The sequence below is a fragment of the Limosilactobacillus ingluviei DSM 15946 genome (assembly GCF_001435775.1).
In the GTDB taxonomy this organism is placed as follows: domain Bacteria; phylum Bacillota; class Bacilli; order Lactobacillales; family Lactobacillaceae; genus Limosilactobacillus; species Limosilactobacillus ingluviei.
The window spans coordinates 33,684-59,753 of the sequence record NZ_AZFK01000004.1; the positions used below are offsets into that span (position 1 = coordinate 33,684).

The window sequence follows — 26,070 nt, forward strand, 5'->3', positions numbered from 1 at the left end:
TTCATTGTAGCACAAATTTTTCGGCAACGGAAAGGCCAATCCAAACGAAGCAACGGGCAACATTTGGAATTAATGATATACTGGCTAATGGAAAGATTTTTAGGAAGGGGCATGTGGCATGGTTCCCATTAATGTAACTAGTGCGTACAGTTTGCTAGAGAGTACGATCCAACCGGCTGAATTGGTTAAAGCGGCTCAACAACAAGGTTACTCGGCAGTAGCTTTGACGGATCGCAACGTGATGTATGGGGCGATTGAATTCTATCATGCGGCAAAAGCGGCGGGGGTCACACCTCTTTTGGGCGTTCAATTTCAACTGGCCGGTTTAGAACTAACGGCGTATGCCAGGGGGAATCAGGGCTATCAACAACTGATCAAGTTGTCAACCCGTTTGGCAACGAACCAAGCGTTGACCGTAACCGAATTTTTAACCGAAGTGGATCAGCTGGCTGTGGTAATTGCACCAGCCACCATCTTGCAAGCTTTGCAACAACCGGAGTTAGCAGCGGCGTTGGAACAGCTGATTGAGCAGCCGGCGCAAATGCGTTTTGCAGGGATTACGCTGACTTTGGATCAGGTCCAACGTACGGCGTTAGTCAATTGGGCGACCAAGCATCAGGTCGCGTTAATCGCGTTTGACCCGGTTGAATATTTGGCGCCAACGGATTATTTTGCCACCCAGGTTTTGCGGGCTATTAAGAGTGGTCACCGTATTAAAGAGCCATTGCGGTTGGTTAACCAAACGGGGGAGCATTTTTTAAAGCCGGCCCAAGCCTGGGCCAGGGCATATCAAACGGTCGGGTTGGCGCAAGCGGCCGCCAATACGGAGCAGTTGGCAGCCGCCTGCCAGGTTGAAATCACCTTTCAAAGTCCGGTCTTGCCAACGTTTAAAGTTCCCGCTGGGCAAAGCCAGGCTGACTATCTGCGCCAACTGTGTGAAGCGGGGTTGCAAGCACGCGGGCTCACGGCAGCAACGTATCAAGCTCGGTTAGACCATGAATTAACCCAGATTCATAACTTAGGGTTTGACGATTACTTTCTGATTGTTTGGGATGTTATGCACTTTGCTCATGAACACCAGATTACAACTGGCCCGGGGCGCGGGTCGGCCGCGGGTTCGCTGGTCGCGTATGCACTGGCGATTACGGACGTCGATCCCTTACGCTACCACTTGCTGTTTGAACGCTTTTTAAATCCCGAACGGGCCCAAATGCCTGATATTGACTTGGATTTACCGGACAACCGGCGTCAAGAAGTGCTGGATTATTTGCATCAACGCTATGGGCACCAACGAATTGCCCAAATTATTACCTTTGGGACCTTAGCGGCAAAGCAAGCCATTAAGGACGTGGCCCGGGTCTTTATGTTGCCTGCCTACTTGGTGAGTGAGTTGAATACCATTTTAGCTAACATTCAAGTGCGGACCAAATTAACGATTGATGAGGCGTTGCGTAAATCCCAAGCGTTGGTGAATTTGATGAATGATCAACCCCAAATTGCACTTTTAATCAAGGTTGCCAAACAATTGGAAGGCTTGCCGCGGCATGATTCAATTCACGCAGCCGGGGTCGTCTTGTCGCAAGCCCCCTTAGCGGAATTGGTCCCCTTGCAAGGCGGCCAAGATGGCGAATTGTTGGTTACTCAATACGCGAAAGAAACCGTAGAAGCCGTGGGACTATTAAAAATGGATTTTTTAGGCTTGCGGAACTTATCAATCATGGATAAGGCCTTGTGTTTGATTCATCATCACCAGCCCCAGTTTAATTTAAAAAAGGTCGATTTAAATGATCCGGCAACGCTGCACTTGTTTGCGGCTGGTGATACCGACGGGATTTTTCAATTTGAGTCGCGCGGGATTCGGCAAGTCTTGACCAAGTTGGCCCCGGACCAATTTGAAGAGCTGGTGGCAGTGAATGCCTTATATCGGCCGGGTCCGTTAGATAATATTACGCACTTCATTGCCCGCAAGCAGGGACATGAGAACTACCAGTTGCCAGATGCCAGTTTGGCGGCGATTTTGGGACCCACGTATGGGATTTTGGTATACCAGGAACAAGTCATGCAAGTGGCGGCCGTCATGGCTGGCTTTTCGCTTGGGCAAGCCGACTTGTTGCGCCGGGCCATGAGTAAGAAAAAGCAAGCGACAATGGATGCAATGCGGTCCCGGTTTTTAACTGGTGCCAAGGAAAAAGGGTACGCCCCCCAATTAGCCCAGCAGGTCTTTGATTACATTGACCAATTTGCTAATTACGGATTTAACCGGTCGCATGCGGTGGCGTATTCGAAAATGGCCTTTGAGATGGCGTATCTAAAGGTTCATTTTCCAAACGAATTTTTCGTTGCCTTACTGTCCATTGAACCGAATATTGCTAAGCAACACCAACACTTTGCCAACGCCCAACAGCATGGGGTCCGTATCGTTGGTCCGCGGATTAATGTCTCGCAAGCCGACTTTAGTCTGGCAAGGGGGGAAATCATCGTCGGCTTTAGCGCCGTTAAAGGGCTCCGCGCTGATTTTATTCAGGCCATTTTAGCGGCACGCCAAACGGGACCGTTTCAGGATATCTATGACTTCTTAGCCCGACTGGCGCCGCGGTGGCATAAAGCGGCCCTGTTAGAACCGTTATTTGCCGTGGGCGCGTTTGATGGTTTGGGGTATAACCGGGCAGAGCTATTGGTGGGGCTTCCCGGACTATTAGCTGGCAGCGAATTTACCTTTCAAGATCCCAGTTTGCAACCTTTGATTGAGCGGCGCCCTGAGTTGCCGTTGGGCGAACGGCTCGCTAAGGAAAGTGAGTACTTAGGGGTGTACTTGTCGGGGCATCCGGCGAGTCAATACCAAGCGTTACGGCAACGGCTAGGGGGCGAATTGGTTGCTGACTTAGGACCGAATCAAAAGGTAACCTTAGTAGTTTTGCTAACCCGCATTCGAGTGGTTAATACCAAAAAGACCCATCAGCAAATGGCCTTTGTGACCGCTAGTGATGAGAGTGGCAGCATTAATCTGACCGTTTTTGCTCGCCAATTTGCTCAGTATGAAAAGTTGTTGAGTCGCCCTAACCAAGTGGTCGTGGTAGCTGGGCAGGTTGAATTACGCAATGATGAATTAGAAGTGATTGTCAATCAATTACAGCCGGCAAATCAATTGCAGACAGGAACTGCGCCCCAGCTGGCTGATCGTCGTTGGGTCCTGCGCTTGTTACCGGAGGTTGCCGAACGCGGGCGCCAGCAAATTAAAGCCATCTTGCGGGCCCACCCTGGTAATTGCCCGGTGGTAATTTATGAAGAACAGACGAACCAAGCGCGCCAATTAACGGTCGGCGCGGCGGCGGATGAGGCGACGCGGGCCGCTTTTAATGCGGCCTTGGGTAGTGCCAACGTTGTTTTGCAGCTTGTGCCACCACTAAAAAAATAATGGCATAGACCGCAAAATGGTGGCGCTTACACGATAATTTGCCGAGAAAAATTAAAGACACCCCCAATAAAACGTGCTATGATAAACAATGTGTGATTGAGGGGGCAACCCCAGAAAATGCTGTAACGCAAAGGAGAGAGATCACTTATGAAGAAAACCAAGATTGTCAGCACTTTAGGGCCGGCAAGTACGGATGTCGACACGATTGTTAAGTTGATTAATGCGGGGGCCAACGTCTTCCGTTTCAACTTCTCCCACGGTGACCACCCAGAACACTTGGGCCGGTTGGAAAATGTTCACAAGGCCGAAGAAATTACCGGGAAGAAAGTTGGGATCATGCTCGATACCAAGGGGGCCGAAATTCGGACGACCGTTCAAAAGGAAGGGAAGATCGAATACAACATTGGTGACCAAGTACGAATCTCAATGGATGCTAGCTTAGAAGGGGTTCACGACAAGATTGCCGTAACTTACCCAGGGCTGTACGATGATGTGAAGGTTGGCGGCCACGTCTTATTTGATGATGGACTGATCGATATGTTGGTTGACGAAAAAGACGATGCCAACAAGGAATTAGTTTGTCACGTTTTGAACCACGGAATTCTTGGTTCACGCAAGGGGGTTAATGCCCCGGGCGTTTCGATTAACTTGCCAGGGATTACGGAAAAGGACTCCAGTGACATTCGTTTTGGTCTGGATAACGGGATCAACTTCATCGCTGCTTCCTTTGTCCGGAAGGCCCAAGACGTCTTGGACATTCGTGAATTGCTCAAGGAAAAGAACAAGGAAGATGTCTTGATCTTCCCAAAGATTGAATCCCAAGAAGGGATCGACAACTTTGAAGAAATTATCGAAGTTTCTGATGGGTTGATGGTACCACGTGGGGACATGGGGGTTGAAATTCCAGCTGAAAATGTGCCACTGGTGCAAAAGAACATGATCCGGCGGTGCAATGAATTAGGTAAGCCGGTAATTACGGCGACGCAAATGCTGGATTCCATGCAAGAAAACCCTCGTCCAACCCGGGCCGAAGTTTCTGATGTTGCCAACGCTGTCTTTGACGGAACGGATGCAACGATGTTGTCCGGGGAAAGTGCCAACGGTGACTACCCAGTTGAATCCGTTGCCATGATGGCCCACATTGATGAAAAGGCTGAAAACAACCTGGACAAGTTCGGCCGGGAAGTCTTTGACTTTGACAAGTCTGACGTTACGGAAACGATTGGGTCAGCGGTTGCTAACGCGGCGCGGGACTTGAACATTAAGACGATCGTTGCTTCAACGAAGTCTGGCTACACGGCACGGATGATCTCCAAGTACCGTCCATCAGCTGATGTATTAGCGTTGACTTACGATGAACGGGTTCAACGGAGCTTGATGATCAACTGGGGGATCCAACCATTTGTGGTGGATCGGCCAGAAAGTACTGATGAAATGTTCCGGGTAGCTGGCGAAAAGGCTAAGGAATTAGGCTTTGCGCAAGCTGGTGACTTGATTATTGTAGTTGCCGGGACGCCAGGCGGAAACACCGGGACGACGAACTTAATGCGGGTTTTACAAGTTAAGTAAGCCGTCAAAATAGAGTTGAGAAACGGGTAGGAAATGTCCTGCCCGTTTTTTCAATCACCGGGACCGCTTTAAATTTGCGCGGGGCTTGTGTAAAATATGGTAAGTTAATACTGGAGCTGGCAAAACTGGAGGGAATTTGAATGAATGAAGCATTAGGAAGCGTGGTTTCGGCGGTAATGGTCGATGAGAATCAGGACTATTACTTTGTGCAGCCTGCGAGAAACGGGCAGACTTACCGCTTGGCAAAAAGTGAGGCCCCCCAGGTTCTGCACATCGGGGGATCGGTCAAGGGGTTTGTTTATGAAAACGCCGACCATCAATTACAAATGACGTGTGCCCATATTCCAACGGTGCAAGTTGACCACTATGACTTTGGCACGGTGGTTGGCGTGCGACGTGATTTGGGAGTCTTTGTTGATATTGGTCTGCCAAACAAAGACATTGTAGTCTCACTCGATGATTTGCCAAACTTAAAGCACTTATGGCCACAACCGGGCGACCGTTTATTATTGGCCTTGCGGGTCGATGATCATGATCGGTTATGGGGGCAGCTCGCGGATGAGGAAATCTTCCGGACAATTGCAGCTAAACCAAGTCGCCAATTGATTAATCAAGATGTTACGGCGACAATTTACCGCTTAAAATTAGCGGGGAGCTTAGCGCTAACGGCGGATTATCATTTAGCCTTTATTCACCCTAGTGAACGAGACCAAGAGCCGCGCTTAGGCCAAGTTGTGAAGGGCCGGGTAATTGGTCTTTCCAGTCATGGGGGAGTTAACTTATCGCTCAAACCCCGGGCTTACCAGGCGATTAATGATGATGCGGCCCAAATTCTGGCCCTGTTAAAGCACAGTCAAGACCATCAACTTCCCCTGACGGATAAGAGTTCGCCGGCGGAAATTAAGGCGTTATTAGGGATTAGTAAAGGACAATTTAAGCGGGCCGTAGGGCATTTACTAAAGGCGCGACTGGTTAATCAAATCAATGGGAAGTTAATTTTGCTCAAGGAGCCAAGCGATGACTGATTTAAAAGCTCCCGTGACGGATTTTTTGGCGCAATTGGCGCAACGGCGTTCAGCCAGTACCGTCGAGAATTACGCCCGCGATCTGCGGCGGATGCAACAAGTGCTGCTTGAGCACCAGCTTGAGAATTGGGGGGCCGCTGATCAATATGTCTGGTTGGAATGGTTGAACCAATTGTCGACAACGACCAGTTTAGCCAGTCGTCGTCGCTATCTGTCCAGTTTGCGCCAATTCTACCGGTTTTTACTGAATGAGCACTTGGTCGAACAGGATCCAACCCGGGATTTAAAGTTACCGCCGTTGGTTGCCACGCCAACGCCGCACTTGTCCGAACCAGCAATGGTCCAGCTTTTGACCGCCGTTAAGGATACCACGCCATTAGCGCTTCGTGATCGGGCACTGTTGGAGCTTTTGTATGCGACGGGGGTAAAGGTAAGTGAATTGTTAACGTTGGATGTGACCGATTTAAACTTCGAATTAGGCTTTTTGACCGTTCGCGATCATTTGGGGCAAGCGCGCTTGCTCCCGTTAAGTCCGGTCGCGCAACATTGGTTGCAACGCTATCTTCAGGTGGCCCGTCCTTTGCTTCAGCAGGATGGCCGTTCAGCCGGCGTATTTTTGAATGCCCGCGGGGGGCGGCTGAGTCGGCAAGCAGTTTGGCAACTTTTAAAAACGACTGGGCAGGCCGCGGCCTTGACGATCGAAGTGACGCCGCAAGTGATGCGGGAGAGCTTTACGGCCCACTTGTTGGCGCACCAGGCGGATTACCTGGTGGTGATGCAGTTGTTAGGTAAACAGTTGCCGCAAGCGCCACTGGTCCCCTTTAGTCGGGTTAAAGCGGTATATCAAGCAACGTTTCCACGTTACCAAGAGGAAGGTTAAATGTTAGTAAAGTACCGGAAAGATTATCAAAAAATTGTGTTGGGCTTACTTTCTTTTAGTCCCGATCTAGATAATTATGATCGTTTGCAAGAAGAAATTGATTGGTCTAATTCAGCGCATCAACCAATCTATTTATGGCGGGCACCGTATTCTGAACAATTTATCGGCGTGGCGGTGTTAGAAGAGGGAACCGATTATATTTTATTGCGCCGTCTTTCGTTTACGCCAAGTGAACGCTCAGGGAAAAACGTTTATGATTTTTTGTCGGCCATTGCCAAGCATTATGAGCCTAAGCGCTTAATGGGGACCTTAGCGACACAGCCCCTCGTTACCAATTGGGCGCGCAGTACGGTCTTTCGGGTTCAACCAACAGAGGAGGAATAAACGTGGCAACTGAGGTGATAACAGAACCGCAAAAACCATTTGTGCACCTGGCTGATTTCGATGGCCCCCTTGACTTGTTGCTCCACTTGATTCGTAAAGATGAAGTGGAGATCTATGATATTCCGATCGAAAAAATTACTAAGCAATACGTGGCGATATTAGAGGCAAATCAAAAATATCAATTAGAAATTGCTGGTGAATACTTTGTCATGGCATCGACGCTAATGCGGATTAAGAGTCAAATGCTGCTACCAGCGCCACCAGTCATGGTTGATGATGAAGCAGAATTCGAAGATCCGCGGGAAGAATTGGTTGACCAATTGTTGGAATATCAGCGCTACCAAGCCGCAGCCAAGCACTTAGAAGCTAAAGCAGCCGCCCGGCAACGGGAGTATACCCGGGAAGCGATGGCAGCGCCAACTGAAATAATTGCTCACCAAGTTCAGCCAGGGGTCACAATCGAAGAATTGCGGGGGGCGTTTGAAGCGTTGCTAAAGCGACGTCAGATTCCGGAATTGCCGGTCGCTGAAACGGCGCCGGAAAAAGTAACGGTTGCCGAACGAATTGACTATATCAAAGCGCAACTAACCCATCCGGTGCGGTTTGTTGATTTATTTGCTGACCAATTGACTCGTGATAATTTAGTCACCACCTTTCTGGCCTTGTTGGAACTATGTCGCCATCAGGTGGTTCAAGTTACCCAGTCAACGGCATTTGGCCCTTTGATTGTAACGAAAGGAAATAAATTTGATGGACAACCAAGCGAAAATTGAGGCGTTGCTTTTTATCGCCGGTGATGAGGGAATTACCCTCGGGGATTTAGCGAACTTAACCGGCTTGTTGAAACCGGCAGTTCACGGGATTTTGGGGCAATTGGCAGAAAAATATGCCCAGGACAACCATTGTGCGCTTAAATTACTGGTCAGTGCGGATACCTATCGTTTAGCAACCAAAGGTGAATTAGCACCAGTGGTAAAAGATTACTTTGAAACTCCGCTAACGGTCCCGTTAACGCCAGCCTTATTAGAGGTGCTGGCAATTATTGCGTACCGCCAGCCCATTACGCGGCTTGAAATTGATGATTTACGGGGCGTTCAAAGTTCGGGATCAATTCAAAAATTAGTCATGCAGGGGCTGGTAGAAACCCGGGGGCGGTTGAACGTACCGGGTCGGCCCTTCCGCTATGGCACCACCACGGCTTTTTTGGATTACTTCGGGTTGGCCGAGTTGAGTGAGTTACCGCCATTAAGTGAGCCGGCGGCTGAAATTATCGACAGCGAACAATTTGCGCAAGCCTTAGCCTTGCGACGACAAAAACTGGAGGGGGAAAACTAATGGAACGGTTGCAAAAAGTGATTGCGCATGCGGGGGTGGCTTCGCGCCGCGCCGCGGAAAAACTAATTTTGGCTGGACGCGTCACGGTGAACGAGCAAGTGGTGACAGAACTGGGAACAAAGGTCAAAAACAGTGACCAAGTTAAAGTTGATGGTGTTCCTTTGCGTAAAGAAGCACCAGTTTACTTTATGTTAAACAAGCCCCGGGGGGTTATTTCATCCGTCCATGATGAAAAAGGTCGCCGGACGGTTGTGGACTTATTTACTGAAGAAGGGGTAACTGAACGAATCTACCCCATTGGGCGCTTAGATTATGATACAACCGGGTTGTTGTTGTTAACGAATGATGGTGAGCTGACCAATCAGTTGATGCACCCCAAGTTTGAGGTTGACAAGGTTTATATTGCTAAGGTCAAAGGATTGGTTACCAATGATGCGTTGCGTCAATTACGGACGGGGGTTAAAATTGACGGTCGGATGACGGCCCAAGCCAAGGCGAAGGTGGTGGAAGTGGCCGCAGATAAGAAGCATTCCTTAGTGAAGTTAACGATTCATGAAGGGCATAATCACCAAGTTAAAAAGATGCTCCAAGCGGTAGGCCACCCGGTGGTTAAATTGCACCGGGAAGAATATGCTGGCCTGACGTTGGCGGGGTTACCGTCGGCGGGACAATGGCGTGAATTGAAGCCCGTGGAAGTTAAGTACTTACGCCAACTATCAGGGGAAAATTAAAGTTAAATTGCGTTTTAAGGTTAAGAATGCTATAGTTAACGACAGATTAAAGAAACGAGTTGTCGTACAGTAGGGTCACATCTCAAGGGACAGCGAACTGGCGGTTGGTGCAAGCTAGGCAGGATGATGATCACGAATTACCCGACAAAGACCTCGACCGGGCCCGACTGGTCCCGTTATCCACCAGTAAAAGAGGGGATTTTCGGCAATCCCTAGCTAGGTGGTACCGCGGAAATTTCGTCCCAGCAAGCGTAATGGCTTGCTGGGATTTTTTAGTTTAAATCAACTGGGGAGGAGATTTTATGACCAAGCAGATTCGTTTTTTTGAAGCGAGCGTAATTTTGATTTTGATGTTAATTATTTTGGGGACCAGTGTTATTGGTTTTCAAATGACACCGACCGTACCGGTATTAGCGGTCATTGGCTGCTTAATGGGGTGGCTGCGATGGCGGGGCTTCAGTTGGGAGGAACTAATGGCTGGGATCAAGGCAGGAATTTCAACGGCCATCATTCCGATCTTTATTTTTATGTTGATTGGGACTTTGATTGCGGTTTGGATTCAAGCCGGGGTTATTCCAGCTTTAATGTTGGTTGGCTTTCGGCTAATTAATGCCTCTTTTTTTCTTCCTTCCGTTTTTATTGTTTGCTCTTTAGTTGGTTCTGCCATCGGGAGTGGGTTTACCACCATTTCAACAATTGGGATTGCCCTGCTTGGAATGGGCAGTGCAATGGGCTTTTCGCCCGCTTTGACGGCTGGCGCAATTATTTCAGGGGCCGTCTTTGGGGATAAGATGTCGCCCTTATCGGATTCAACAAATTTAGCCGCAGCAATTGCGGGGAGTGATTTATTTGCCCACATCAAGAACATGTTGTGGACGACCTTACCGGCTTTTGCACTTTCGTTACTTGCCTACACATTTTTAGGCTGGTCGCACCATGCCATGCCGGCGACGCAGGTGGCCGGGACTTTAGTAACACTGCAGACGACGTTTTCCATTTCGGGGTGGACGATGTTGCCAATCCTGTTAATGCTGGTTTGTTCGTGGCGAAAGTTGCCAGCAATTCCGACGTTATTTTTAAACATTGCGGTAACGATTGGTTTAATTTTTATGACAGAACGGCAATTTACCCTGGCCCAATTGACGACGCTGATTCAGCGAGGATATGTTGCGAAAACCGGTGATGCGACCTTGAATACGCTTCTGAGCCGGGGCGGAATTGATAGCATGATGGGAACGGTGGCGCTGATCATTACTACCCTGGCCTTGGGGGGGATTTTAATGAATTGCAAGATCATTGATCACGCAATGGCGCCCATTGCCGTCCGGTTAAAGACCCCGGGCCGCCTGGTTTTGAGCACGATTTTAGCCGGAATTGGGATTAATCTGTTTGTTGGTGAACAGTACCTTTCCGTGATTTTGCCCGGTAATGCGTTTAAGGCTAGCTTTACGCGGTTAAAGTTAGCGCCGTTAGCCTTGAGTCGGGTGCTTGAAGACGGTGGGAGTGTGATTAACTACCTGATTCCTTGGGGGGTTGCCGGTTCATTTGCGGCGGGGACCTTGGGGGTGCCAGTGACAACCTTTTTGCCATTTGCCTTTTTTAGTTTATTGTCACCATTGTTTTCGGTCTTAAGTGGGGTGACTGGCTGGGGGCTGAAAAAGCAGGCGACGGTGGAAACGGTTTGATTTCGGCTTGCAAAAAGTAAGCGGTAGTGCTATAGTTAAACCGTAAAAATATAAATTAGGTTTGTCTTCAAGGCAGGGTGCAATTCCCGACCGGCGGTATAGCCCGCAACCCGTATTTACGGTGGAACCTGGCGCAATTCCAGGTGCCGACAGTATAGTCTGGTAGATAGAAGATTGCCATCATCAAATAAACGATGACGGACTGGGGGCAAATTGGCTTGTCGCCAGTCTTTTTATTTGGACGGCTTGGATACCTACACAAGAAGGCGACCTCACAGGAGGTTTGGTCTGATGACAGTTTCACATTCACGCTTGCAACGCTACACAGTGACAGCTTGCTTTGGTGCATTAGCCTTTGTTTTGATGTTGTTTGAATTTCCGGTAATTCCGGTTGTCTCGTACTTAAAGTTGGATTTCTCCGATTTGCCAGTCTTGCTGGGAACCATTATGTATGGGCCGATAACGGGAATTGTTATTACGGTAATTAAATTATTGCTTCATGGGGCAATGCGGGGCTTTTCACCAGTTGAATTTCTCGGCTTATTTGCCAGTTTCTGCTCTTCGGTCGCCTTATTGATTCCAGTGGCTTGGTTTTTCCGGCGGGGAAGTCACCGGTCGTTTAAAGCAGCCATGTGGTGGAGTGCCGTGGTCGGCACGCTTCTGTTAACGGTTGTGATGACGTTGTTTAACCTGTACGTTTTAACCCCCATGTATATGAAATTGTTTGCTTGGCAGCCTAATTTACCGATTCCAGAATTAATGGCCGTTGGGGTGTTGCCGTTTAATTTAATTAAGGGAATCGCGGTCAGTGCGGTCTTTGCCTTTTTAGCAAGTCGAATGAAACATTTGTTACATTTGGCTGATTAGTGGGTTTTCTCGCTAAGTTGCTTTATAATTATCATAGCGTATTTAAAAGTTAGCGCGCTCCGAGGGTAGTCTGTCGGTTCGCGCTTTTTTTATAATATCTTCAGTGCTAGTAAACGGGGGAGAAAAATGAGTTATTTACTAACGTTGTTTGACAAAACGCCGCGGCGGATCCGGGTCGTAGAAGGCATCCTCCAAGCCAAACGGACAGTAACTAACTTGTTTTGGGGCCAGTGTTATGGTTTGCTGCCGTATTTGGGAGCGGACCGGCATTTAAAGCGGGCGACCTATGACACGTGGCTTCAATCCCAAGCAGCGAAGGGGAATCTGCTCATCGACCAACAAATGGCTTGGCTTACCCCGCAGGGATTATCAGTCAAGCAAGCGTGGCAAACCGAACATTATCAGCCACAGTTTGGACAATGGACGTGGTTAGCGAACTGGCAACAGTTAGCCAATCGAGTCCTATTAGCCTTGCAGTTGGTCTCGGAGTACCGACATCATAACCGCCGCTTTGCCCCCTTACCGGTCAGTTTTAAGGATAAGGTCGCGGTGCGGCAATGGTTTTTGCAGCAGTCTTCGTTAATTGGCCAGGAGTTGTTAAAGGAATTAACGAGCTACCTTACGGCTTTGGAAAAAGCTGATCCGCGGTTGGCTGATTTATTTGTTTTTCAATTGATTGGGCACGAGACGGCGGGATGGACGGAAGCAGAAGCGGCCCGCCGGTTAGCAGTAGCTCGCCAAGACTTGTTTTGGATGGAACGTGATATGTGGTTGTTTTTAGCCCATTCTTTGTGGCAGCAAACGGGGACGTTGGCGGCACTGGTTCAACCTTTATTGGCCCCCAGTCCGTTGCCGAAAAGCGTTCAAACAACCGTGGAAGCTTGGCAGCGGGGGTATTCTTTGGCTGAAATCAGTCGGTTTCGGCATTTAAAAATCGGGACCGTCCGGGAACACCTTTTACAGGCAACGATTCTTGTGCCCGAACAGGTACCGGTGATGAAGGTGTTGCCCCCGCAGATTGTGGCGAGGTTTGCCGAGCAATACCAAGGATCGGCGTTAACGTGGCAGTTCCAGGCCCAAACGAATGATCCTGGGCTGGAATTTTTCTACTTCCGTTTGTTGCAGATTAAGGCGGCCCAGACAGTTGGAAAGGAAGGAGAAGATGAATTTGGATCTCACCGCTAGCTTACGGCAACATTTTGGGTTTACTGCTTTTCGGCCCGGCCAAGAAGCAACTTTGACTCGGATTCTTAACGGGCAAGATACGTTGGCTATTTTACCAACCGGGGCAGGTAAAAGCTTGTTGTACCAACTGCCGGCTTATCATTTAACGGGAACCATCCTGGTAATTTCGCCACTGATTGCATTGATGCAAGATCAGGCCGACCGAATTGCGCGCCAGGGCGATTATCGGGCGGTCGTCTTAAATTCGACGGTTGAAATGCATGATCAAGCGGCGTTACTGGAAACGTTAGGTGACTACCGCTTTATTTTTACTTCTCCTGAAACCCTGGCACGCGGCCCAGTCCTTGGGGCTTTACGGCAATTAAAAATAGCCCTGTTGGTGGTGGATGAAGCCCACTGTATTTCGGAGTGGGGCCCTAATTTTCGACCGGAATACTTGACGTTAAAAAACGCGCGGCAAGCGCTAAAGCCGGGGGTGACCCTTCTATTAACGGCAACGGCACCGCCCCAAATTGCCCAGGATATTTTAACCAAAATGGCGATGGCCCCAGAACAAGTGGCTACGGTGCGGCAGTCGGTGAACCGGGCCAATTTATTTCTAGCGGTCCATCCGGTTGCCGATCCGCTGGCCAAACAGCACTATTTGCAAGCGCTGTTGCCTCGCTTGGGCGGCCCCGGGGTGATTTATTTTTCGAGTCGCAAGCAAGCAACGGCGATGGCCAACTGGTTGGAACAAACGACTTCTTTACAGGTGGCCGCTTATCACGCTGGCTTGGAACCAGTCGTGCGTTACCGTTTACAGACACAATTTATGCAGAATCAAGTTGACGTCATTTGTGCGACAAGTGCATTTGGAATGGGGATTGATAAAAACGATATTCGCTACGTAATTCACTATCATATGCCAGCTGGTTTAGCCGCGTATACGCAAGAAATTGGCCGGGCAGGGCGCGATGGTCAGCCAGCTTTGGCTTTGCTTTTGTACGCGCCAGGTGATGAAAGTTTGCCGGAATTGCTGACCCAAACGGAATTACCCGCCCCAGCGGTGTTGGAAGAGGTAATGGCGGGCCGGGTCGCTCCAACGGTCTTAGGCCCGAAGGCGGATGTGATTAATTTCTATTTGCATCATGGCGTTACGCCCCAGCAATTACAGCAATTGATGGCGCAACAGTCACGCTTGGCTCAGCAACGGATCAATGAGATGCTGGGGTATGTGATGACGACTGCTTGTCGCCGGCAGTATTTATTGCATGCCTTTGGCGAAAAACCAATTGAGCAAGCGCTTTGTTGTGATCGCCATCAAAGTAATTGGCAACCACAAGAACTGGGGCTGGGCGCGGTTAAAACTTTTGCCACGGTTGAGCGGAGTTACAATTGGCGTCAGCAGCTGGCCCACTTTTTCGCTTGTTGACCTGGGCAAAGAGGCGCTAGTATCTGGGGGGGATTTCTGCTAAAATTATTTCATTAGGCCCGCGAGGAGGGAGAACGATGAAGCGTCGCGAAGACGAACGAAATGTAGATGAAAATCTGTGGGATAAAACCTTTGAAGACAACCAAGACTTGGGGCGTGACGGACATTTGTCGCGGTTGGAACACCGGAAGCAAAGTTCGGCGGCCTCGCGGTTTACGACTATTTTGGTGGTACTGATTATCATTTTGGCGGCAACCCCGGTGCTGTATTGGATTAATCATGAAAAGTCTTTTAATCACCCAGCGCCTAAACTAGAACAGGTGGCCAAAGGCTCAACTGATCATAAAAAAAAAGTGGCTTCGTCTTTGTCGACAGCAAGTCAAAAGCGATCTGCCGCGACCAAGCTGAGTCGCGCCAAGGACAGTTCTAGTACGCGAGCGCATTTGGCAGCTAATACCACGCAGTCGGCGGCTGAATCCAGTAGCTCGAGCAGTGCCAGTTCCGTGAACCGCAGTGATGCCAGCTACGTACAAGTTCAAGCGGGACAAGGAATTTATCGGGTGGCGGTCAATAATGGCTTGACGGTCGAACAATTAGCTCAGTTGAATGGAATTTCACCGACGACTAAATTATATCCGGGTCAACAACTGCGGGTGAAGTAGCGAGATGATTCAAAGAGGAGTGAAGATTTTGAAGGGGTTACAAGTTGCAATTGATGGACCGGCTTCGGCGGGAAAGAGTACGGTTGCTAAGCAAGTTGCCAAGCGGTTTGGCTATATTTATTGTGATACAGGAGCCATGTATCGTTCGGTAACATTGGCGGCCCTGAACCAGGGAATTGATGTTCATAATCAAGCCGCCGTTGCTGCTTTGGCACAGCGAATCAAGATTGGTTTTGAACCAGGGGAACCGGAACAACGGGTCTTTGTTGATGGCAAAGAAGTGACGGCCGCGATTCGTTCCAATGAGGTCAATGCGAACGTTTCCGCCGTGGCAGCCATTCCAGCGGTTCGTGAAGAGATGGTTGCGCAACAACGTCAGATTGCAGCAGCTGGTGGGATTGTGATGGACGGCCGCGACATCGGAACCACGGTCTTGCCCAATGCGCAAGTAAAGATCTTTTTGGTGGCTTCAGCTCATGAGCGGGCTCGGCGGCGGTTTGAAGAAAATCAGCGCAAGGGCATTGCAACGACGACCTTGGCGGAATTGCAAGCGGCGATTGAACGACGGGACAAGCTGGATTCTGAACGGTCCGTGTCCCCGCTAACCCAAGCGCAAGATGCAATTCGCTTGGATTCAACCCACCTGTCAATTGCCCAGGTGGTTGATGAGATCAGCGCGATTATCAAAAAAAGTGAAGCAAATTAGGCTTTTTAGCTAGTCAAAATCGTTTTTATCTAGTAAAATGGACGCTAGAGTTGATTGTTGCAAGGAGGATATTTTTAGATGGCTGAAATCGAAAACAATAACGCGATGTTAGAAGCACTTGACAGCATCAAGCAAGTTAATGTAGGTGATGTTGTTAAGGGGAAGGTACTGCAAATCGATGACGATCGCCAAGCAATCGTCGGGATTGAAGATGCCGGTGTTGAAGGGATTGTTCCTGCCAACCAATTGTCCACGAAGCCAGTTGATGACATTAACGATGTCGTTAAGGTAGGGGACGTCCTGGATCTGGTTGTTATCTCCAAGATTGGCAGCGATAAGGAAAACGGTAGCTACCTGCTTTCTCACCGTCGCTTAGAAGCCATGAAGGTTTGGAACGAAATCCAAAAGAAGTTTGAAGCAGAAGAAACGATCACGGCTAAGGTAACCCAAGCGGTTAAGGGTGGTCTGGTTGTTGATGCTGGGGTTCGTGGTTTCGTACCAGCCTCAATGATTACTGATCACTACGTTGAAGACTTGAAGCAATTCGTTGGTCAAGAATTAGAATTCAAGATCGTTGAAATTGAACCAAGTGAAAACCGTTTGATCCTTTCCCACAAGGAAATTGTGAAGGAACAACACGAAGCAGCCGCTAAGAAGATTTTTGCGGAATTGGCAGCTGGTGACGTTGTTGAAGGTAAGGTTGCACGGATGACCAACTTCGGGGCCTTCATCGACCTTGGCGGTGTGGATGGTTTAGTCCACGTTTCCGAAATTTCTTACGATCACGTTGACAAGCCAAGTGATGTTTTGACGGCTGGTCAAGACGTTAAGGTTAAGGTCTTAAGCGTTGATCCGGAAAAGGAACGGATTTCCCTTTCTATCAAGCAAACGTTGCCTGGCCCATGGGATGACATTGAAGAAAAGGCTGCCGTTGATACGGTATTGGATGGGACGGTTAAGCGCCTGACCAGCTTTGGGGCCTTTGTTGAAGTCTTCCCTGGTGTTGAAGGTTTGGTTCACATTTCCCAAATCTCTCACAAGCACATTGCTACGCCAGCTGACGTGCTGAAGCCAGGTCAAGAAGTGAAGGTCAAGGTTATCAACGTTGACCCTGCTCAACAACGGCTTGGTCTTTCCATCAAGGCCTTAGAAGAAAAGCCTGAAGGGGAAGAAAACAACAACCGTGGGAACCGCGGCTCCCGTCGTCCACGGCGTAACAACTACGCTGCTGACGCTCCGGAAGAAGAAAGTGGCTTTACCCTTGGTGATTTGATCGGTGACGAATTAAAGAACGCCGGCAAGTAAGCCAAGTTTAATCATTGATAAAGGGGCGGTGACGGATTGGTCGCCGTCCTTTTCGTTTAGAAAAATTATTCAGCTGCCCGGTGTTTTACTGACGGGCGCGGCTGAGTGAAAACTGAGTTTATATTTGAAAGGAGTGTTTGCGAATGGCAAATCCAATGGTAGCAATCGTTGGGCGACCGAATGTTGGGAAGTCGACCCTGTTTAACCGGATTGTCGGGGATCGGATTTCGATCGTTGAGGATACCCCTGGGGTAACGCGAGACCGAATTTATGCTCATGCGGAATGGTTAGGGAAAAATTTTAGCCTGATTGATACCGGGGGAATTGATTTGTCAGACCAACCGTTGGTTACTCAAATTCGCCAACAAGCGGAAGTGGCGATTGATGAGGCCGACGTAATTGTCCTAGTGGTTAACGTTGAAAATGGGGTGACGGATGCGGACGAGCAAGTTGCCCAACTGCTTTATCGGTCAGACAAACCAGTGGTGTTGGCAGTTAATAAAGTTGATAATCCCGAGCGGCGTGCGGATATTTACGACTTTTATGCCTTAGGCTTAGGTGAACCGTACCCGGTTTCCAGTGTCCATGGCGTTGGATTAGGGGACCTGTTGGATGAAGTAATTAAACATTTCCCGGAAGAGCAGGCCGATGTTGATGATGATACGATTCGTTTTAGTTTGATTGGGCGGCCAAATGTTGGTAAATCTTCGATGGTTAATGCCATTTTAGGTGAACAACGGGTGATTGTGTCTGATATTGCCGGGACGACCCGGGATGCTATCAATACCCATTTTGTTGGGGCTGACGGACAAAAGTTTATTATGGTTGACACCGCGGGTATTAAGAAGCAAGGTAAGCTTTATGAAAATACGGAACGCTATGCCTTGATGCGCTCAATGAAGGCGATTGATGATTCAGATGTCGTATTGGTCGTCTTGAATGCCGAGGAAGGGATTCGGGAATTAGATAAGCATGTGGCTGGGTATGCGCATGAAGCGGGCCGGGCAGTAATTATCGTGGTAAATAAGTGGGATACGATTCCGGACCGGGATCAGCGAACAATGACGGATTTCACGAATTTGATTCGCCATGAGTTCCAGTACTTAGCGTATGCCCCAATTATATTTGTGTCAGCGAAGACTCACCAACGCTTAAATAAGCTGCCAGCCATGATTCAAACCGTTGAGAAGAATCACCAACGGCGAATTCAATCTGCGGTCTTAAACGACGTCTTAATGGATGCCCTGGCGGCTAATCCGACGCCGACCGTGAATGGCAAGCGTTTACGGGTATACTACGCGACGCAGGTTGCAGTTGCGCCACCAACCTTTGTGATCTTTGTCAATGATCCTGACTTGATGCACTTCTCATACCAACGGTATTTGGAAAATCGTATTCGGGCCGCCTTTGATTTTACCGGGACGCCAATTCATGTTATCAAACGCCAACGGAAGTAAGCGTTTTATTATTTGTCAAGGGGAAAAGCCTTTAAAATTTATGAAAATTACCCCAAATCGAGTTTTCAAAATCATTTGACAAAAAAATTTAGTAAGATCTGCTCAAAATGCCTTGCTATCAACGTTTTACTATGCTAATCTAGGTTTTGAAATGAAGTGTTTCGGCGCTTGTTTCGTTAGGATCGTTTGGGGTCCTAACATTCATACGCCCGGCCTCAGCCGGCGCGAATGTTGGAGGTGAAACAACATGGCAAACAAGGCAGAATTAGTTAACGACGTTGCAAGTGCAACTGGTTTAACCAAGAAGGACGCTACGGCTGCTGTAGACGCAGTGTTCAGTTCAATTCAAGCTTCCCTCGCTAAGGGTGACAAGGTTCAATTGATCGGCTTCGGTAACTTTGAAGTACGCCAACGGGCAGCCCGTAAGGGTCGCAACCCACAAACTGGTCAAGAAATCCAAATCCCTGCAAGCAAGGTCCCAGCTTTCAAGCCGGGTAAGGCTTTAAAGGATGCTGTTAAGTAATTTTTTACTTAAAGCATGGAGTAGCTTGGCTACTTATGATCCTGCGTTCATGTGTTGAGCGCAGGATTTTTTTATGGTCAAAAATGAATTCGATTACATTTTTAATCTAAATTAAAATTGACTCATTATTTTCTAATTTTAGCAAAGGTACAATTGAACGTTTGCGAAAAAAGATGATTCCAATGTTCACATTTCGCGCTTTTTCGGTATACTAGTAGTAACACAGTGAAAGGAATGTGATGATAAATGTCGAACGCTTTAATGACGAACTCGTTATATGTAAATGTGGAACGCAAGGTAGCCCGCCTTGATTTTAACCACGACTACCCAACGAGTGTAATTTCTCTGCTAAGCTCTCCGGACGTCTGCGAATTAGTTGCGGCTTTCTTGAAGGAAGATAAGCGACTGGCAATGGCTGGCAGCTTAGAGTCACTCCCAGCCAAGGAATACCTGGCAGTTTTTGCGAAAGTGATGATTGATGATCCAACGGCTTACGATCAATTTAGTAAGGAAGAAATCTTAGCCAGTTTGGAACGTTTTTATTCGTTTTACCGCTCCTTATTACGGGTTTCAGTTATTAAAGCAGACAATAATCACATTCTTGGGCAAGAATTTAAGCAAATCGACCGGCGGTTTAATGAATTAGTGTTACAGTGCTACCGGATGTTGGAAGAAAAGTTGCAAGGGTTTGGCAACCGGACCTTCCGGGAAGTCAGCGCCGGGACGAACGCCAGTCTGTTGGTTCGCCACCACGTCTGGGCAGCCCCAGAACGCTACCAAGCCTTAAATCAATTTGACTTTATTGACAAGGTTATGTTACGACCACCGTTGTTGATGCATACGATTTCTAATAAGCGGAAGGGCCTTTTTACGGCCGTTGATTACAACCCGATCGATCATTTCAATGGCAAGGCTGGCGAATGGTACTGCTACCCTGCTAAAATTGGGGAGACCTTGGCCTTTATCTATTTCCAATTAGATTACTTAGTCAACGGCTTGGCTTTGGCGAACCTCTTTGAATTGGCTCCCAAGGAAGATGTGATCGGGCATAAACCAGACGTCATCTTATTGTTTGGGGTCCCAGAAACCGAAGGGATGGTCAGTCACTACCACCACGATGATGAAAATGGCATTTGGGTTGGGGAAGTTCCGTACACGGACGATACCACCTACTTTGGTTACATGAAGAAAATGTGCTTGACGTTGCATAATTTACACCAAATCAACCACGGTTTGCTGCCAATCCATGGTTCAATGGTGAAGATTCGCTTCAAGAATGGCAAGCAAAAGACGGTGGTCTTCTTCGGTGACTCCGGCGCCGGCAAGTCCGAATCGATTGAAGCGTTACAAGAAGTGGCTGATGACCAAATTATTGCGGTTGATACCATTTTTGACGATATGGGCTCTTTTAAGGTTACAGCCGATGGTAAGGTTGTGGCGCAAGGGACCGAAACGGGGGCCTTTGTGCGCTTGGATGATTTGTCAAGCTCGGTGGCCTTTAATAACATGGACCGGGGGGTCTTCTTAAATCCAGAACGTAAAAATGCGCGGGTAATTATCCCTGCGGCGCCATTTGCCGAAGTGGTTGCGCAACATGATATCGATATGTGGTTGTATGCTAACAATTACGATGATGGCGTCGGGGTGCACTACTTTGAAGCTGAAGCAGCTGCCAAGGAAGTCTTTATCGCTGGGAAGCGTAAAGCCCTAGGGACGACGGATGAAGTCGGAATGACGACCACTTTCTTTGCTAATCCATTTGGGCCGGTGCAAGAAGAAGCTAAGACGCGGCCCGTAATTGACAAGGTCTTTGCCGCTTTGTTTAAGCAAGGGGTTCCGGTTGGTGAAATTTACACCCACTTGGGAAATGATAAATCGCCAGAAGCTTTGCATGCTTCAGCGCGGGCGTTGCTGAAAGATTTAATGGAACAGTAATTTATTGAAAATGAAGAGAACAGGGCCTGGGAAAGCGAGCGCGCTTCAGTATTGGCCCTGTTTTTATGTGCCGAAATAGTGGTAACTTAACTTAAAGCCGCGTAAAATAATAGGATAACAATTAATGAGGGGGACGAGAACGCGTGAGTGAATCATATGCCGAAAAAATGTTGAATGCGATTGAAAGTGGCCAATTAGAGGAAGCCAAGAAAGCCTTTGCCTGGGCACTGCGTGAAGATGATGATGAGATTTTATTTAATCTGGCGGAGCAATTATATGCCTTAGGTTTTTTACATCAAGCTCAACGCACGTACTTAAAGCTTTTGCAGCGTTATCCGGCGGAAGATGAATTACGGACAGCTTTGGCGGAGATTGCAATTGATGAGGGGAATAATGATGAGGCGCTGGCTTACTTGGCTCAAATCAAGTCTGATTCACCGGCCTATCTTCAGTCGCTTCTGGTGGCGGCCGATTTATATCAAACGGAAGAACAGTTTGAAGTAACCGAAGAAAAGCTGCAAGCAGCCTACCAACTGGCCCCAACGGAACCAGCCGTTTTGTTTGCCTTAGGGGAGTACTACTATGCGACCGGCTTGTTTACGCCAGCGATTCAATACTATTTTGCCTTGATTCAAGCCGGAGTTGCCGAGTTTGCGCGTGTCGATATTGCCGGACGGTTAGGAATGGCATATGCGCAAAGCGGTAAGTTTGATCAGGCACTGGGGTATTTAAAGCAAGTGGCGCCGGGATACCTAACCAGTGACTTACGGTTTCAAACTGGCTTGACGGAATTAAATTTAGGCGATTTAAAAGCCGCCATCGTGACCTTAAAAGAACTGATTGAAGATGATGATCAGTATGCGTCCGCTTATCCGGCCTTGGCGCAAGCATATCTCCAAGAAAATCACGTCAGTCAAGCCCTGAAGGTAGCGCAAGAGGGACTGGGGGTTGATGAATATAATGAGCAGTTGTTTGCTTTGGCAGGGGATTTAGCGGGCCGCTTGGGTGAAACGACCTTGGTGGAGAAGTACCTGACGAAAGCGCACGAGTTAGATCCAGACAACTTGGCTATTACCCTTAAACTTAGCAATTATTACCTCAGCCAAAATGATCATGAGGCCAACCTAGCTGTACTGACGACAGTGAACAAGGCAGCCGTAGATCCGCAAGTCGAGTGGAACTTAGCGCAATCGTATCAAGCCCTTGAAAAGTTCGATGCTGCGGCGCAAGCTTACGAAAACGCCCGGCCGACTTATTGGGAAAATCTGACTTTCTTAAAACAACTGTTAGGCTTTTATCAAGAAAATGGCGACCAGGCCTTACTTTTGGACACTTTGGAGCATGCACTGACTTTGGCACCAGATGACCCAGAATTGACGGAGCTAGAGGCGCAGTACCAAGCGTTCTAAGTTTAAAATTGGAGAAACACCATGACGGCAACGTTTCGCTTTGCCCAGCGGGCGGATTTACCCCGCATCGTGGCGATCTACAACGAAAGTATTCCAGCGCATCAGGCCACGGCGAGATTTAGTAATTTTGGGTCGACAACTGGGGTAGTTGCACTTTGAAGTGGGGTGCGACGACCCCCGTTTTTTTAAAAATCATGTATAATTAAATTAATGCTACCTGGTATACCAAAGGAGGAATTTAAATGCCAACTTTTTATTGTTATCAGCGCTGTTCCACGTGCAAAAAGGCCGAGCGGTGGCTAGTTGAGCATGGGGTGGCCTTTGACAAGGTTGATTTGGTAGCGACACCACCGGCAGAAGCGGATTTGTTGCGGTGGCTAACGGCCAATCAAGCCCGGGGGTTGCGGTACTTCTTCAATACCAGTGGCCAGCATTACCGGCAATTGGGACTGAAGGATCAATTAGATACGATGACATTGCAACAAGCCGCCCAACTGCTGGCCAGTGATGGCAAATTAATCAAACGGCCTTTAATGGTAGAGGGGGAGCACGTTACGGCGGGATTTAAGCCTGCCGTATACGAGCAAGAGTGGCTGCCATAATATCTATGCAAAAGCGCAAATCCAAAGGGGGAAGATCGCTGTCAAGGCTTGATAAATAATATCATCAGAGTATAATCATACCAGTTAAAGCTTTTATTTTTTAATTCTTATTCATTTTGGAGGAGTGTTACTTATGGACGAAAGCACTAACAGTAAGGTCAAAAAGATTACGACCTTCGGGTTGGTGACGATGATTATTTCCACCATTTTTGGGTTTGGGAATGTTTCCAACGCATATTTACAAATGGGCTACGGGGCCATTTTTTGGTACGCCTTAGCCGGGATTTGTTTCTTCTTCCCGTGTGGCCTGATGATGGCCGAATATGGGTCTGCTTTTAAGGATGCCAAGGGGGGAATTTACTCTTGGTTAGCCGGTTCAATTGGTGAGAAGTGGGCCTTTATCGGGACCTTCGTTTGGTTGGCGTCGTGGATCATCTGGATGGTGTCCACCGCGTCACGGATTTGGATTACCTTCTCGGCCTTGATCTTTGGTAAGGATACTACGACCAGTTGGACCTTGTTGGGGATGAACTCAACGCAAACCATTGGGGTCTTGGGGATTATCATGATTTTAGCGGTAACCTTCCTGAGTTCCAAGGGGATGAATGCGATTGCCAAAATCGGTTCCTTAGGGGGGATTTTCACGATCGTGGTTAATGTGATCTTCGTGGTGGTCTCCTTTATTGTGCTCTTTGCTAACCACTTCCGCTTGGCAGAGCCGATTCACGGGGCCAGCACCTTCATTACTTCCCCGAACCCAGCTTTCCAAACGCCGATTGCTTTGATTTCCTTTGTGGTTTACGCCGTCTTTGCCTACGGGGGGATGGAATCCTTGGGGTCGGTCACTGACAACATGGATCAACCGGAAAAGACCTTCCCACGCGGGTTGATCATTGCTTCTTTGTTTACGATCGGGACCTACGTTTTGATGATCTTCATGTTGGGGTGGTCAATTAACTACAAGGGACAAATGACCAGCAGTAGCTTGAACCTCGGGAATGTTACCTACGCGGTCTTTAATTATCTCGGCTTGGCGATGGGAAATGCCCTAGGCTGGAGTCACGCGGCTGCGGCGACCTTTGGGGTTATCATGACGCGGATCGTGGCCTTGGCCCAGGCGATTGGCTTCTTAGGGGCCCTCTTCATCTTGATGTACTCACCAATCAAGGCCTTTATCCTAGGGTCTGATCAGCGGTTATGGCCGGAAAAGTTGACCCGCTTGAACAAGGCGGAAATGCCGGCCAACGCGATGTGGCTGCAAGCGATCATCGTTTGTGTGATCGTCTTCTTGGTTTCCTTCGGGGGCTCAGCGGCCCAACGCTTCTACACGATTTTGACGGACATGTCCAACGTTTCCAGTACCGCACCGTACATGTTCTTGGTTGGAGCCTTTCCGTTCTTTAAAAAGAAGCACTATGACCAATCTTTCGTGGCCTTTAAGAATCACACTTGGACCACGATTTTGGTCCTGTTTGTGGAACTGATTCTGGTGGTGGGGACCCTGTTTACCTTTGCCCAACCCGTTTTGGATCATGATTATGAAACAGCCTTCTGGACGATTGCCGGGCCATTCTTCTTTGCCTTTGTGGCCTACGTGTTCTACCAGACTGCCAGCAAAAAACATGGGATGAAATAAAGTTTATTTAAATCATCTGATTGCAGCCGCCTCAGTTTACTGGGGCGGTTTTTTTCGTCTGATGCTAGTCTTTGGGGTGGCGAACCAGGTTTAAGTTCTGCCTGGCCAGTTGCGGTGGTGGCAAGAAAAAGGATGACTAATGTTAAACACAGTCATCCGCTTGCAAGCTTAATTAAACTGGTGGGTTATTTGTAGGAGAGCAGCGATTAATTGCGTGCGGGGCAGCAACGATTCGACGACCGCAAATTCGTCTTTCGTGTGGGCCTTACCCCCGACGATGCCAAGACCGTCTAAAGTCGGAATGCCTTGGGCGGCGATGATCCCAGCATCGGAAGCACCACCACTGGCAATGGCTGCTAAGGGGCCGATCCCAATGGCTTGGGCGTGCTGGTCAGCGATTTGCAAAAGCGTTTGGCTGCCAGTTGTCGGTTCCAAGCTGTCAATTTTGGTTTTAACCGTAACGGTGGTTTGCGTTCCGGCTACCGTGGGGGTGGCCGCGATGGCTTGAATTTGCGCTAATAAGTGCTCACGTTGGGCATTAGTCTTAAAACGTACGCCTAATTGGGTCTTGGCAAAATCGGGGATAATGTTTTCACTGCTGCCGCCGGTAATGGTACCGCAGTTGACGTGCAGGCCAGCGGTCAGGTCGCTGAGGGCTTCGAGCTGAATAATTTGGTGGGCGAGTTCTAAAATTGCACTCCGCCCAGCTTCAGGCGCGGCCCCAGAATGGGCGGCTTGTCCCTGGACGGCGACTTCAACGATCATCCCCCCGCGGGTGGTGGTAGTGACTTGGTTCAAAGCGGCACTCCCCTCTAAGTTCAGCGCAAAATCAGCGCCTTGGGCAGCCTGCGCGAGGGCTTGATCTGCTGTTGAATCACGGTGGATTTTTTCTTCATCGGTAATGACCAGCATCCGGATTGCCCGGTGGGGAAGCTGGAGTGCTTGCAAAGCCTGAATGGCAAACAACCCCATTGTTAGACCAGGTTTCATATCAAAAATCCCGGGGCCGCTCATTAAGCTCTGTGTGGTGGTGAAGGGCCGTTGGGCTGTGGTCCCCGTTGGGAAAACGGTGTCTAAGTGGCCACTTAAAATGACCGGGCGACCGGGTAAAGTCCCAGGAAGTTCCCCGATGAGGATGGTTCCGGGGTGATTGGCGTTAAGCTGGTGCACCGTCATGTGTAAAGCTTCCATTTTGGCTTGCACCAGGGCGACGGCTTGTTGGATGTTAGCCGGCTCAGTTGCCGGTGAATCCTGGTTTACCAAACGTTCAGTAAATTGCAACATTGCTGGTAACTGGGTGGTGAGGTAGGTTGCTAAAGCGTTCATTGGTTACTCCTTTCATGGACCG

General features: G+C 48.7%; 23 protein-coding genes and 1 riboswitch. Of the genes, 22 read left to right on the forward strand and 1 reads right to left on the reverse strand.

From position 1 onward, the window contains the following. Positions 1-118: 118 nt before the first annotated feature. The 22 genes from FC43_RS00635 to yjeM all read left to right on the forward strand — a co-directional run bounded on the left by FC43_RS00635 (position 119) and on the right by yjeM (position 24,722). Positions 119-3,415, forward strand: coding sequence for a DNA polymerase III subunit alpha (locus FC43_RS00635; RefSeq protein ID WP_056953322.1), 3,297 nt, complete (start codon positions 119-121; stop codon positions 3,413-3,415). Between the two features lie 147 nt (positions 3,416-3,562). After that, positions 3,563-4,984 (forward strand): pyruvate kinase, encoded by a 1,422-nt coding sequence (gene pyk, locus FC43_RS00640; RefSeq protein ID WP_056953324.1) that lies wholly within the window; start codon positions 3,563-3,565, stop codon positions 4,982-4,984. A gap of 140 nt (positions 4,985-5,124) precedes the next feature. Further along, the gene (locus FC43_RS00645; protein WP_019205328.1) at positions 5,125-6,009 is read left to right on the forward strand and encodes a CvfB family protein; all 885 of its coding nucleotides are present in this window, start codon (positions 5,125-5,127) and stop codon (positions 6,007-6,009) included. Further along, complete coding sequence (locus FC43_RS00650; RefSeq protein ID WP_056953325.1) at positions 6,002-6,889, forward strand: tyrosine-type recombinase/integrase; 888 nt, start codon at positions 6,002-6,004, stop codon at positions 6,887-6,889. The genes FC43_RS00645 and FC43_RS00650 overlap by 8 nt, the downstream gene beginning before the upstream one ends. Continuing rightward, on the forward strand, positions 6,890-7,273 hold the full coding sequence (locus FC43_RS00655; protein WP_019205330.1) for a hypothetical protein: 384 nt from the start codon (positions 6,890-6,892) through the stop codon (positions 7,271-7,273). It begins immediately after the preceding gene. 2 nt (positions 7,274-7,275) lie between these two features. Further along, positions 7,276-8,046: a segregation and condensation protein A gene (locus tag FC43_RS00660; protein WP_056953326.1), complete on the forward strand. Its 771-nt coding sequence runs from the start codon at positions 7,276-7,278 to the stop codon at positions 8,044-8,046. Beyond that, on the forward strand, positions 8,024-8,608 hold the full coding sequence (gene scpB, locus FC43_RS00665; protein ID WP_019205332.1) for an SMC-Scp complex subunit ScpB: 585 nt from the start codon (positions 8,024-8,026) through the stop codon (positions 8,606-8,608). The genes FC43_RS00660 and scpB overlap by 23 nt, the downstream gene beginning before the upstream one ends. Further along, complete coding sequence (locus FC43_RS00670) at positions 8,608-9,339, forward strand: pseudouridine synthase (protein WP_019205333.1); 732 nt, start codon at positions 8,608-8,610, stop codon at positions 9,337-9,339. The genes scpB and FC43_RS00670 overlap by 1 nt, the downstream gene beginning before the upstream one ends. A gap of 302 nt (positions 9,340-9,641) precedes the next feature. Next, the gene (gene nhaC, locus FC43_RS00675) at positions 9,642-11,024 is read left to right on the forward strand and encodes a Na+/H+ antiporter NhaC (protein ID WP_056953327.1); all 1,383 of its coding nucleotides are present in this window, start codon (positions 9,642-9,644) and stop codon (positions 11,022-11,024) included. A 59-nt stretch (positions 11,025-11,083) separates the two neighbouring features. Next, positions 11,084-11,203: riboswitch (FMN riboswitch) on the forward strand. A gap of 112 nt (positions 11,204-11,315) precedes the next feature. Further along, a complete protein-coding gene (locus FC43_RS00680; RefSeq protein WP_019205335.1) occupies positions 11,316-11,891 on the forward strand; it encodes an ECF transporter S component in 576 nt (191 codons plus the stop codon). Between the two features lie 126 nt (positions 11,892-12,017). After that, positions 12,018-13,076, forward strand: a complete 1,059-nt coding sequence (locus tag FC43_RS00685) for a helix-turn-helix domain-containing protein (protein WP_056953328.1) — start codon at positions 12,018-12,020, stop codon at positions 13,074-13,076. After that, positions 13,054-14,487 (forward strand): RecQ family ATP-dependent DNA helicase, encoded by a 1,434-nt coding sequence (locus FC43_RS00690; RefSeq protein WP_056953329.1) that lies wholly within the window; start codon positions 13,054-13,056, stop codon positions 14,485-14,487. The genes FC43_RS00685 and FC43_RS00690 overlap by 23 nt, the downstream gene beginning before the upstream one ends. A gap of 77 nt (positions 14,488-14,564) precedes the next feature. Next, the gene (locus tag FC43_RS00695) at positions 14,565-15,149 is read left to right on the forward strand and encodes an SAG1386/EF1546 family surface-associated protein (RefSeq protein ID WP_056953330.1); all 585 of its coding nucleotides are present in this window, start codon (positions 14,565-14,567) and stop codon (positions 15,147-15,149) included. Positions 15,150-15,174: 25 nt separating this feature from the next. Further along, the gene (cmk, locus tag FC43_RS00700; RefSeq protein WP_056953360.1) at positions 15,175-15,855 is read left to right on the forward strand and encodes a (d)CMP kinase; all 681 of its coding nucleotides are present in this window, start codon (positions 15,175-15,177) and stop codon (positions 15,853-15,855) included. Positions 15,856-15,933: 78 nt separating this feature from the next. Next, positions 15,934-17,160 carry a 30S ribosomal protein S1 gene (gene rpsA, locus FC43_RS00705; protein WP_019205339.1) on the forward strand — a complete coding sequence of 409 codons (1,227 nt, stop codon included), beginning with the start codon at positions 15,934-15,936 and terminating at the stop codon, positions 17,158-17,160. A gap of 143 nt (positions 17,161-17,303) precedes the next feature. After that, complete coding sequence (gene der, locus FC43_RS00710) at positions 17,304-18,617, forward strand: ribosome biogenesis GTPase Der (protein WP_056953332.1); 1,314 nt, start codon at positions 17,304-17,306, stop codon at positions 18,615-18,617. Between the two features lie 247 nt (positions 18,618-18,864). Next, positions 18,865-19,140: an HU family DNA-binding protein gene (locus tag FC43_RS00715; protein ID WP_019205341.1), complete on the forward strand. Its 276-nt coding sequence runs from the start codon at positions 18,865-18,867 to the stop codon at positions 19,138-19,140. Positions 19,141-19,386: 246 nt separating this feature from the next. Further along, positions 19,387-21,075 carry a phosphoenolpyruvate carboxykinase (ATP) gene (locus FC43_RS00720; protein ID WP_056953334.1) on the forward strand — a complete coding sequence of 563 codons (1,689 nt, stop codon included), beginning with the start codon at positions 19,387-19,389 and terminating at the stop codon, positions 21,073-21,075. A 167-nt stretch (positions 21,076-21,242) separates the two neighbouring features. Further along, positions 21,243-22,484: a tetratricopeptide repeat protein gene (locus FC43_RS00725; protein ID WP_056953361.1), complete on the forward strand. Its 1,242-nt coding sequence runs from the start codon at positions 21,243-21,245 to the stop codon at positions 22,482-22,484. Between the two features lie 21 nt (positions 22,485-22,505). After that, positions 22,506-22,643 carry a hypothetical protein gene (locus tag FC43_RS10965; RefSeq protein ID WP_156648213.1) on the forward strand — a complete coding sequence of 46 codons (138 nt, stop codon included), beginning with the start codon at positions 22,506-22,508 and terminating at the stop codon, positions 22,641-22,643. An 83-nt stretch (positions 22,644-22,726) separates the two neighbouring features. Then, positions 22,727-23,086 carry an arsenate reductase family protein gene (locus FC43_RS00730; RefSeq protein WP_056953336.1) on the forward strand — a complete coding sequence of 120 codons (360 nt, stop codon included), beginning with the start codon at positions 22,727-22,729 and terminating at the stop codon, positions 23,084-23,086. Between the two features lie 133 nt (positions 23,087-23,219). Next, a complete protein-coding gene (gene yjeM, locus FC43_RS00735) occupies positions 23,220-24,722 on the forward strand; it encodes a glutamate/gamma-aminobutyrate family transporter YjeM (RefSeq protein WP_056953338.1) in 1,503 nt (500 codons plus the stop codon). Between the two features lie 168 nt (positions 24,723-24,890). Here the strand turns inward: yjeM and FC43_RS00740 are convergent, their stop codons facing one another. Beyond that, positions 24,891-26,048, reverse strand: a complete 1,158-nt coding sequence (locus tag FC43_RS00740) for a M20/M25/M40 family metallo-hydrolase (RefSeq protein WP_056953340.1) — start codon at positions 26,046-26,048, stop codon at positions 24,891-24,893. Positions 26,049-26,070 lie beyond the last annotated feature (22 nt).

Coding starts and splice junctions, on each gene's coding strand:
- FC43_RS00635 (WP_056953322.1), top strand. CDS start 119: ATGGTTCCCATTAATGTAACTAGTGCGTACAGTTTGCTAGAGAGTACG.
- pyk (WP_056953324.1), top strand. CDS start 3,563: ATGAAGAAAACCAAGATTGTCAGCACTTTAGGGCCGGCAAGTACGGAT.
- FC43_RS00645 (WP_019205328.1), top strand. CDS start 5,125: ATGAATGAAGCATTAGGAAGCGTGGTTTCGGCGGTAATGGTCGATGAG.
- FC43_RS00650 (WP_056953325.1), top strand. CDS start 6,002: ATGACTGATTTAAAAGCTCCCGTGACGGATTTTTTGGCGCAATTGGCG.
- FC43_RS00655 (WP_019205330.1), top strand. CDS start 6,890: ATGTTAGTAAAGTACCGGAAAGATTATCAAAAAATTGTGTTGGGCTTA.
- scpB (WP_019205332.1), top strand. CDS start 8,024: ATGGACAACCAAGCGAAAATTGAGGCGTTGCTTTTTATCGCCGGTGAT.
- FC43_RS00670 (WP_019205333.1), top strand. CDS start 8,608: ATGGAACGGTTGCAAAAAGTGATTGCGCATGCGGGGGTGGCTTCGCGC.
- nhaC (WP_056953327.1), top strand. CDS start 9,642: ATGACCAAGCAGATTCGTTTTTTTGAAGCGAGCGTAATTTTGATTTTG.
- FC43_RS00680 (WP_019205335.1), top strand. CDS start 11,316: ATGACAGTTTCACATTCACGCTTGCAACGCTACACAGTGACAGCTTGC.
- FC43_RS00685 (WP_056953328.1), top strand. CDS start 12,018: ATGAGTTATTTACTAACGTTGTTTGACAAAACGCCGCGGCGGATCCGG.
- FC43_RS00690 (WP_056953329.1), top strand. CDS start 13,054: ATGAATTTGGATCTCACCGCTAGCTTACGGCAACATTTTGGGTTTACT.
- FC43_RS00695 (WP_056953330.1), top strand. CDS start 14,565: ATGAAGCGTCGCGAAGACGAACGAAATGTAGATGAAAATCTGTGGGAT.
- rpsA (WP_019205339.1), top strand. CDS start 15,934: ATGGCTGAAATCGAAAACAATAACGCGATGTTAGAAGCACTTGACAGC.
- der (WP_056953332.1), top strand. CDS start 17,304: ATGGCAAATCCAATGGTAGCAATCGTTGGGCGACCGAATGTTGGGAAG.
- FC43_RS00715 (WP_019205341.1), top strand. CDS start 18,865: ATGGCAAACAAGGCAGAATTAGTTAACGACGTTGCAAGTGCAACTGGT.
- FC43_RS00720 (WP_056953334.1), top strand. CDS start 19,387: ATGTCGAACGCTTTAATGACGAACTCGTTATATGTAAATGTGGAACGC.
- FC43_RS00725 (WP_056953361.1), top strand. CDS start 21,243: ATGTTGAATGCGATTGAAAGTGGCCAATTAGAGGAAGCCAAGAAAGCC.
- FC43_RS10965 (WP_156648213.1), top strand. CDS start 22,506: ATGACGGCAACGTTTCGCTTTGCCCAGCGGGCGGATTTACCCCGCATC.
- FC43_RS00730 (WP_056953336.1), top strand. CDS start 22,727: ATGCCAACTTTTTATTGTTATCAGCGCTGTTCCACGTGCAAAAAGGCC.
- yjeM (WP_056953338.1), top strand. CDS start 23,220: ATGGACGAAAGCACTAACAGTAAGGTCAAAAAGATTACGACCTTCGGG.
- FC43_RS00740 (WP_056953340.1), bottom strand. CDS start 26,048: ATGAACGCTTTAGCAACCTACCTCACCACCCAGTTACCAGCAATGTTG.